Genomic DNA, 9,863 nt, shown 5'->3' with positions numbered 1-9,863 from the left:
ACATTGTACCATACAGAGGTTGGAGTCCTCAATTTTCATTTAAGTTTACAAAACGTTATTATCAATAAGGAGGATAATATGAAAAAATTTAAGAAGGTAGTTATTTTAGTTATTATTTTTGCATTATGCTTTGGTACATTAACAGGATGTGGAAAGAAGGAAGATGTGCAAGTAGGTACAGGTGATATAACGAATACAGAACAGTCTAAAGATAATAAAGAGGATACAGTCCAAATGGATAAAGAGCAAGTATTCAGATATAGCGACAAAAGCGATATAACAGGTCTCAATCCAATGCTGAACACTACAGCTCCTGATAATGGTGTTCATGATTTTATCATTGAAACCTTAGTTGCAGAAGTGACTGATGAAGATGGCAATACAATAATGAAACCAGCAGCTGCAAAGAATTGGAAAGTTAGCGATGATGGAACAGTTTATACTTTTAATATTAGAGAAGATGCTGTATGGAATGATGGTGTACCAGTAACTGCAAATGATTTCTTATTTACATTTAGAACAATGGCTACACCAGAAGTAGGCTCTACTAATGCTTGGTTATTTGATGGAATAATTGTAAACTTTGCAGAATCACTTTATAATGATGGCAAGGACCCAGCATATAATAAGAAACCAGAAGATATTGGTGTAAAAGTAATTGATGATAAAACAATTGAATTTACACTAGTTAAACCCTATGGATATTTCCTTGATTTACTTGAAGGTGCAAAACCAGTTAGACAAGATAAATATGAAGAATGGGGAACTGAATATGGCTCATCTATAGATAAAGTTGTAATGAATGGACCTTTCTTACTTGAAAGCTGGGATCCAAATGTTCAAATAACTTTTGTTAAAAACGATAACTATTGGGGAGCTTCAGATGTAAAGCTTCAAAAAATTGAAAGAAAAGTTATTCAAGACCCTCCTACTGCTGCACAAGCATTAATCAGTGGAGATATTGACGTTGTTGCGGCAGGAGATCCCGAATGGATAGACCTTATTAGTGCAGATGGAAGATTTGATATGACTCTTACTCCTGGAAATTCGCCTGAATTCTTTGGATTTAATTGTAGCAATAAATACTTCAAGAATCCAAAAATAAGATTAGCATTCTCATTGGCATTTGATAGAGAAAAATATGTTCAAGATTTAAGAAATGGCAAAGCAGAGCCACTTTATTCAATGATGCCATCAGTTATTAACGTAGGAGAAATACCATACAGGGATAGAGTAAATGGTAAAAATGAAGTAATAAAAGAGCTTTTGAAACAATATCCAGATCCAAAGGCACTTTTAATAGAGGGACTTAAGGAAGAAGGTTTTGATCCAGATCCAGCAAAGATGGATATTAGCTATGTAACAAGAGGTACAACTGAATATTCTAAGAAATCTGCAGAATGGTTATTACAACAGTGGAAAGAAAAGCTAGGTGTTGAAATAAAAATTGACATGATAGAGTGGAATGTTATGTGGGATAGAGTTCATGCTGGAGATTATGATATCTGTACTTCAGGTTGGGGACCATATTACAATGACCCTAATGGTTTATTAGAATTATATGAACCTGTCAATGGATATTTCAATAGTGATAAATCAGGCTGGTCTGGTCCAGATGCTGATAAGTTTGCTGAAATCTTAGCAAAGGCTTCTAATTCTCCAGATAATCAAGAAAGAGCAGAGTTATTTGTAGAGGCAGAAAAGATTCTTGTAGGTACAGCAGTAATAGTTCCTACGTACACAGCTTCATCAACATTCTTTACAGCTAAATATGTGAAGAATTACCATTTCAATTCAATTTCTGGTGTAGACTACACTAAAGTATATATCTCTGGGAGATAGAAAACCACTAGGATTTAATTAATGTTAATAACCCCTTAATTGAATGGAGCAAGACATAGGCTAATTATAAACTATGTCTTGCTCTAAATCACTAATAATTACTCATAAATAAGGAGGAGTAAGAAATTTGATTATTAAAAATGGAAATATTCATGTAGGCAATGGTATTGTTTTAGATGACCATGATATCTTAATAGAGAATGGAATTATAAAAGAGATAGGTAAAAACATTATAGTAGAAAATAAAAAGATAATTGATGCAAGAGATAAGGAGGTTTTTCCGGGATTTATTGATCCAGTAAGCAGCTTTGGGTGTATGGATATTTCTTTTAGCATAAAGGACCATAATGAAGCTTCAAACCCTATAACTCCAGAGTCTAAAATAAAATATTCATTTAACCATAGGGAAATTGATTTAGAGGAGCTATATAAAGTAGGTATAACAACTATAGGAGCATCCCCTGGAAATACAAATATTATAGGAGGTCAAATGGCTGCATATAGGACTTGGGGCAAAAATTCAAGTACTATGTTGATAAGAGAACCTGTTGGTATGAAAGGCTCTATTGTTAATAATGTTAAAGACTACTATGGTAAGAAAAATATATGCCCAATGACAAGAATGGGAGTGTTTTCAAAGCTAGAAGAGTTTTTAAATAATAGATCAGAATCCAACAAGGAAATAGTAGATGATATTTTAGAGGGCAGATTACCTTTATTTATTACGGCCAATAAATCAGCTGAGATAAATTCTCTTATCCATTTTATTAAAGAGTTTGAAAGTATAAAACTTATTATTGTAGGTGCTTATCAAGCAGATAGATGCATTGAGAGTATAAAAGATACAAAGATTTCTATTATAGTTGGAGAACAAATATATCTTACAGAGAGAAGATATAATGAAACAGATTTATATAAGATTGCAGAACTTCAAAAGGAAGGGAATTTAATAAGTTTTACACTTACCAGTACCTATGGGACAGGGGGTAAAGTAAAATACCTTTGGAATGCCATAGAGTTTTTTAAAGCAGGAGTTGAAAAGGAAGACATTGTCAAAATGATGACATTAAATCCTGCTAAGATGCTAGGTATAGATCATGTACTGGGAAGTATTGAAGAGGGAAAATTTGCAGACATAGTCATATATAATAAGAATCCCATTGAATTCTATGATTCAAGAGTTGCTAATACAATAGTTAATGGTGAGCTTGTTTATGGTGAGGAGGGATTCCATTGTTAGTAATAAAAAATGCAAGAATTTTTACAATGGCTGATAGAATAATAGAAAAAGGATATATAATCGTTGATGATGGCAAAATTCTTAAGGTTGATAAACATAATGAAGTATTGTTAGATTATATTGTTTCAAGTCGTAAGGAAGTGGAAGTATTTGATGCTGATGGTATGGTGGTACTTCCAGGATTTATAGATTGTCATTCACATATAGGTGGTATGAATTTTAGTGAAGCAACTGCCATTGATGATTTAAATGAGATGACTAACAATATAACTGCTAGTATGGAAGCAATATATGGTATTGATCCCAAGTTTCAAGATTTTCGATATGCTTATGAAAATGGTATAACTACATTGGGAATTACACCAGGTAGTGGAAATGTTATATGTGGATTAGTTTTTGCTTCTAAGACCTATGGTGATAATATATTTGAAATGACGATTAAAAACCCTGTTGCTCTAAAAGTTGCTTTAGGCGGAAATCCTAAGAGAACTTATGGAGATAGAAATCAAACGCCATCTAGTAGAATGGCTATTCCTAGTATAATATTGGATTTATTTAATAAAGCTGAGAAATATCTAAGTCATAAGGAAGAGGCTGAATTGGACAAGAAAGAAATGCCTAAATATGATAAGGATTTAGAGGCTATTATACCAGTGCTAAAGAAAGAACTTCCATTGAAGATACATTGTACTCAATTTGATATGATGACTGCAATAGAAGTGGCAAAGAAGCTTGGTTTTGAATTTTCTCTTGATCATGCATGGGGAGCTAGTGATTATATTGAGGAAATAGTAGAGTCTAAATGCTCAATAGTTTTTGGACCTATTGGTTCTATTAAAAGCTTTGGAGAAGGCAGAATAGTTGATATAGAAAGTGTAGTTGAATTGGATAATAGAGGTGTATTAACTGCTCTGACTGCAGATGCTCCAATAATTAGTATAGATAGCTTGATTCATCATGCTGGGGAAGCTGTTAGAGAAGGATTGGAGGTGGAAAGAGCTCTAAGAATGATAACAATAAATGCTGCAAAGGTATTAGGCATAGATAATAGAGTGGGTTCCTTAGAGGAAGGAAAGGATGCTGATATCCTGATATTTGAAGGAATACCCGCATACAATACCAATGCAAAATTAATAAAAACCATTATAGATGGTAAAGTTGTATATTCTTCTAATACATAGGAGATTAATTAGGAGTTTCATAAGAATCTAATATAATAGAGGTGTGAAGTGGTTTATATAATAGTTGCTTTTTCAATTATAGCGGGAATAGACAAGATGCTAAATAATAGATTTGGACTGGGAGAAAAGTTTGACGAGGGATTTAAAGCTTTGGGGGAATTGGCTTTAACTATAATTGGTATTTATAGCTTATCACCAATTATAGCGAAATACTTTATGTTTATACTAAACCCTTTAGCCAATCTGATCAATGCTGATCCTTCAGTTTTTCTCAGTAGTATTCTGGCTGTAGATTTAGGGGGATATACAACGAGTATTGAAATAGCAAAGTCTGAAGTTATCGGTAAGCTTAATGGACTTATACTAGCTTCTATGTTAGGTGCTACGATTTCATTTACTATTCCAGTTGCGGTAGGACTTGTATCTAAGGAAGATTTTAAATTTTTTGCTAAAGGAATTTTAGCAGGTATTACTACTTTGCCCCTTGGAATGATCGTAGGCGGAGCTATGATGAATATAGGATTTATGGATATTGTTTTTAATCTAATACCTGTTCTTATATTCTCGATTATAATAATTTTGGGATTACTCAAATCTCCAAATAATATGGTTAAAATCTTCAATATAATAGGTAAGATTATAATAGGGATTAGTACCATTGGTTTGATCATAAGTATTATTAGCTTTATGTTTGGATATGAATTAGTTCCTGGTATGATACCTCTAGAGGAAGGGGTTATACTTGTGATTAAAATTGGCATTATATTGTCTGGGGCTTATCCAATGTTTTATTTTTTATCAAGAAAGTTGCACCGATATCTATCTAAAATAGGTAAAAAATTTGAACTAGATCAATATTCTATATTAGGGATATTTACTTCTCTGGCCAATTGTATTCCAATGCTAGGAATTTATGATAAAATGAATGAAAAAGGAAAGGTATTAAATGCTGCTTTTATTGTATCTGGTGCATTTACTTTTGGGGGACAGCTGGGATATATATCATCAGTTTCACCTGAGACGATTAATCCGTTTATAGTCAGTAAGTTAATAGGAGGAATTAGTGCTATTTTTATAGCTACATTGTTGATAAAATTAGAAGATCCTAAGAAGAGTAAGATATAATCTTATTTTATATCTAAAACTAATAAGGGGGTCATGTTTAATGAAAAAACAAAGATTATTATCAATAGCATTATTTGTACTTATGATATTTAATCTATTTTCACCTACTGTTTTAGCAAAAAATACTTCAAAGCAAGTTGTAGCAAGGCCTTTAGTTGTTATGATGGAATATCAAGACTATAAGTTTAGTGATATTGATACGAAAGAAGATTGGAGACTTAGAGGTATTTCTGGTGATGAATATACTAAAGAATTTGTACAAGAGATGTTGTTTGGAAAAGATTCTTATATAGGAGAAGAAGGACAGCAGTTTATAACTACAAGAAGTTATTATGAGGAAATAACTGGAGGTAATTATTCTTTGAATGGTAAGGTAGTTGGACCTTATACTGCTAAAGAAAATGCCACTTATTATGGCTCAGATAGAAATCAGAATGGTACTGACCAAGATGAAGCTATGCTATTGGTTAGAGAAGCTATACAAGCGGTGGCTAAAGACTCAACTATAGATTTATCTGACTTTGATGTTGAAGATAGGACTGGAACAGGCGAATTTGGAAAGTCAGATGGGGTTATAGATACTATAATAGTTGTACATCCTGGGGTAGGAGAAGAATGGGGGGGAGGCAGTTTAAAAGAAGGTGCTATTTGGCCATTTAGAATTGGATTTAGCTGGTATACTCAAACTAATTTGCAAATGGAAAAAGTAACGGACCATAAGGGAAAGGAATGGCTATTTGATGATTTTGTTTTAATATCACAGGATTCAGCTTCTGATATGTTAATCCATGAATATGGACATATATTGGGCTTATCTGATTTATATGGAGCTAGTGGAAGTAATCCACCAGTTAAATGGTGGGATATCATGGGTGGTTCCTATACTGGTAAGGATATAGCTGGTACTATGCCTATTTCCTATGGGGCTTATTCTAGAGAATTTTTACAAAAAAGCTTTGAAAATAGAAATGTACAGAATCCAAAATGGGCTAATTATCAAAAGCAAGATTTTTTGAATATAGATAAGAATGGACTAGATTTAGAGCTTCATCAAGCACACGAAAGAGTCGATGGAAAGACGGATTTATTTAGGCTAGATTTGCCAAGGAAAGAAACCATTATAACTAAGCCAACTAGTGGACAATATGCATATTTTAGTGGTAACGATAACAATTCAAGGAACTATATGAAAACTACTGTTGATTTAACTGATTATGAAAAAGTAAAGCTCGAATTTAGAGCATGGTATAAAATAGACCCTTACTTTGACTTTGCAACTGTAAGAGTTAACAAAGTAGAAAGTGAAGAGTTTGAAACATTAGAAGGTAATATTACCACTACAAAATTTGATGATTGGATTCTGGAAAATGAAACAGAAGAAGAACGTTTAGAAAGGAACCCAGGTCATGGAATAACTGATGATTCAAAGGGATGGGTTGATGCAAAATTTGATTTAAGCAAATATGCAGGGGAAAAGATAGAGTTAAATATATATTTTTGGAGCGATACCAACACTCCAGAAGAAGGTATTTATATAGATGATATATTGATTGAAGGTGTTGAGAAAATATCAGATTCTAAATCATCTAAGGATTCAAAGGAAAAATGGATTACAATCTTGAAAGATGATGTTGAAGGGAAACTAGAATTTGATATTATTGGTGGATTTACTAAATCTACAGGTATAAAAGAATCTAATCATTATTATCTATTAGAATGGAGAAATTCAGAAGAAGGTAAAGTAGATGAAGGATTAAGATATGTATATTATATGTGGTCAGATATTAGTTATGATCCAGGGCTTTTAATATGGTATATAAATGAAATGTGGATTGATTCTTGGGGTAAACCGGATCAACAAGTAAAAGAGCATCCAGGAGAGTGTTTTGCAGGTATAGTTGATGCAGATCAAAATCCAGTTGGGTATGATCATAAAGATGGTAAATATTATGATGATCCTAGAGTAGACTTTAATATGCATGATGCTGCATTTAGCTTAAGAAAGGAAAACTATTTCTATAATGACTGGGGCGGAGGTACAGTAACTAAGGATTTAAATTCATTTATGGTACCAGAATTTGATGATAGTAAGGACTATACAAATCCAGTAAACGACCAGGCTGGATTGATATTACCTGAATATGGAATAAAAATACTTGTTACAGAAGAAAACAGTGATAGAAGTTCTTCTAAAATCCATATTCTGAATAGCAATTTGCAAAATAAGCCAGCAAATTATAGTGATGGACTTAATGTAAAAAATATAGCTATAAAAGATGATACTATAGAAATCAAGGCAGAAAATAAAGGAAAAGATAAGGATTTAGGAGAAAAGGCATATATTAGCTATGTTAAAAAAGGTGATAAAAGTAAATCTATAGAAATTAAAGAGGAACTTTTACTTGAAGATGGAGTATATAAATGTTCTACTGATTTCTTAGAAAATGCTGATAAGGGAACTTATCAAATAAACTTCATTATATTAGAAGACGAGGCAGAAAATACAAGGGCTATTTATAACTCAAAGGTTCATTCAGGCTATGGAATGAATTTAAGTAGTGGAGACATTCATATTAAAAAATAAGCAAAATAGAAATGAATGGAAGATATTTCCAAGGAGGTTAAATATGACAATTAATCAAAGAGTAAATAAACTGAGAGAGCTAATGAAGGATAGAGGAATTACTGCCTATATCGTAAATACAGCTGATCCACATCAATCTGAATATGTAGCTGATTACTACAAAGGAAGAGTATGGATATCAGGGTTTACAGGTTCAGCTGGTACTGTAGTTATCACTCAAGAAGAAGCAATTCTCTGGACTGATGGTAGATATTTCATTCAAGCTGAGAATCAATTAGCTGGTAGTGAATATAAATTATTTAAAATGAGGATCCCTGGATTTCCAACTTATACTGAATGGTTAAAAGCGAAATTGAATGATGGAGATTCTTTAGGTTTTGACGGAAAAACATTTTCAGAGTCTTCTGTCGAAAATTTAGAAAAAGAATTTAAAGAAAAAAAGATAAAGTTTGTTGATGAATTTGATCTAGTAGGGGAGATTTGGGAAGAGAGACCTAGGCTTTCCAAAGAAGAGGCTTTTTTACATGAAATAAAATATACTGGAAAAACTGGCAGAGAAAAAATAGAAGACGTTAGGACAGAGATGAAAAACAGAGGTGTAGATTATTTCCTATTAGGCAGCCTAGATGATATAGCTTGGCTTTATAATATAAGAGGTAAAGATGTAGAAAATAATCCTGTAATTATATCCTATGGACTGATTTCAATGGACAAGGCATATCTATTTACAGATAAAGATAAGATAAATGCAGAAGTAGAAACCTTTCTAAATGAAAATGGAGTGGAAGTAGCAGAATATGAAGAAGTGGCGGATTATGTAAAAGCTATAGATAAGAATTCCAAGGTATTTTTAGATAAAAATAAGATTAACAGATGGCTTTACAAATCTATTCCATCTGAATGTAAAATAATTAGTGAAACTAATATAACTACAAAGCTCAAGGGAATCAAAAACCCTACAGAAATTGAAAACCAAAAGAATGCTTATCTAAAAGATGGAGTTGCTTTGGTAAAATTCTTTCATTGGCTTGATAAGAATGTAGGAAATATTCCAGTTACTGAAATGTCAGCACAGCATAAATTATTAGAATTTAGGAAAGAGCAAGAAGACTTTATTGAACCAAGTTTTGGTACTATCTCAGCATATAAAGAAAATGCAGCTATGATGCATTATTCAGCTAGTGAAAATTCTAATGCAGAGATAAAGAAAGAGGGATTATATTTAGTTGATTCTGGTGGTCAGTACTATGATGGAACAACTGACATTACTAGAACTATGGTTATGGGTCCTATAACTGATGAAGAAAAAAGGGATTTCACTTTAACATTAAAAGCTCATATCAATTTGGGCAATGCTAGATTTCTTTATGGTGCAACAGGTCATAGCCTCGATGTCTTGGCAAGATATCCATTGTGGCAGGAAGGTATAGACTATAAATGCGGTACTGGACATGGTGTTGGATTTTTACTTAATGTACATGAGGGACCTCATGGTTTTGCCATGGTAGCAAATACTGTAGTACTTGAAGCAGGAATGATAGTAACTATAGAACCAGGTGTATATAAAGAGGGTAGTCATGGAGTAAGAATAGAAAATGTGGCAGTAATACAAGAAGACATCGTAACAGATTCAGGTCAATTTATGAAATTTGAAACAATATCCTTTGTTCCAATAGATTTAGAGGGAATAGATGTAGAACTATTAACTGAAAATGAAAGAACATGGCTAAATGAATATCATAAAGATGTGTTTAATAAACTTTCGTCCTATTTAAATGATGAAGAAAGAGCTTGGTTAAAGGAAGAAACCAGAAGTATATAAAAAAGCAAGGGATTTGATCTGAACCCTTTAATCCGGACTTTTGGATAATATTAATTATGCGGCTTGTTG

Annotated in this window: 6 protein-coding genes; all 6 read left to right on the top strand. The window is 32.5% G+C overall.

Translation table 11 applies throughout. The annotated features are described in order from the left end of the window. Nucleotides 1-78 precede the first annotated feature (78 nt). The 6 genes from RDK80_RS19535 to RDK80_RS19510 all read left to right on the top strand — a co-directional run bounded on the left by RDK80_RS19535 (nucleotide 79) and on the right by RDK80_RS19510 (nucleotide 9,794). A complete protein-coding gene (locus RDK80_RS19535; RefSeq protein WP_308525259.1) occupies nucleotides 79-1,842 on the top strand; it encodes a peptide ABC transporter substrate-binding protein in 1,764 nt (587 codons plus the stop codon). A gap of 127 nt (nucleotides 1,843-1,969) precedes the next feature. Next, a complete protein-coding gene (locus tag RDK80_RS19530) occupies nucleotides 1,970-3,082 on the top strand; it encodes an amidohydrolase family protein (RefSeq protein ID WP_308525258.1) in 1,113 nt (370 codons plus the stop codon). Next, on the top strand, nucleotides 3,076-4,263 hold the full coding sequence (locus tag RDK80_RS19525) for an amidohydrolase family protein (RefSeq protein ID WP_308525257.1): 1,188 nt from the start codon (nucleotides 3,076-3,078) through the stop codon (nucleotides 4,261-4,263). Before RDK80_RS19530 ends, RDK80_RS19525 begins: the two co-directional genes overlap by 7 nt. Before the next feature lie 48 nt (nucleotides 4,264-4,311). Further along, a complete protein-coding gene (eutH, locus tag RDK80_RS19520; protein WP_308525256.1) occupies nucleotides 4,312-5,388 on the top strand; it encodes an ethanolamine utilization protein EutH in 1,077 nt (358 codons plus the stop codon). 40 nt (nucleotides 5,389-5,428) lie between these two features. Further along, nucleotides 5,429-7,972, top strand: a complete 2,544-nt coding sequence (locus RDK80_RS19515) for an immune inhibitor A domain-containing protein (RefSeq protein ID WP_308525255.1) — start codon at nucleotides 5,429-5,431, stop codon at nucleotides 7,970-7,972. Nucleotides 7,973-8,015: 43 nt separating this feature from the next. Then, nucleotides 8,016-9,794 carry an aminopeptidase P family protein gene (locus RDK80_RS19510; protein ID WP_308525254.1) on the top strand — a complete coding sequence of 593 codons (1,779 nt, stop codon included), beginning with the start codon at nucleotides 8,016-8,018 and terminating at the stop codon, nucleotides 9,792-9,794. Nucleotides 9,795-9,863: the final 69 nt, after the last annotated feature.

It is taken from the genome of uncultured Tissierella sp., assembly GCF_902479755.1.
GTDB lineage: Bacteria > Bacillota > Clostridia > Tissierellales > Tissierellaceae > Tissierella > Tissierella carlieri.
This window is presented reverse-complemented; position numbering and strand designations above follow the sequence as displayed.

Coding starts and splice junctions, on each gene's coding strand:
- RDK80_RS19535 (WP_308525259.1), top strand. CDS start 79: ATGAAAAAATTTAAGAAGGTAGTTATTTTAGTTATTATTTTTGCATTA.
- RDK80_RS19515 (WP_308525255.1), top strand. CDS start 5,429: ATGAAAAAACAAAGATTATTATCAATAGCATTATTTGTACTTATGATA.
- RDK80_RS19510 (WP_308525254.1), top strand. CDS start 8,016: ATGACAATTAATCAAAGAGTAAATAAACTGAGAGAGCTAATGAAGGAT.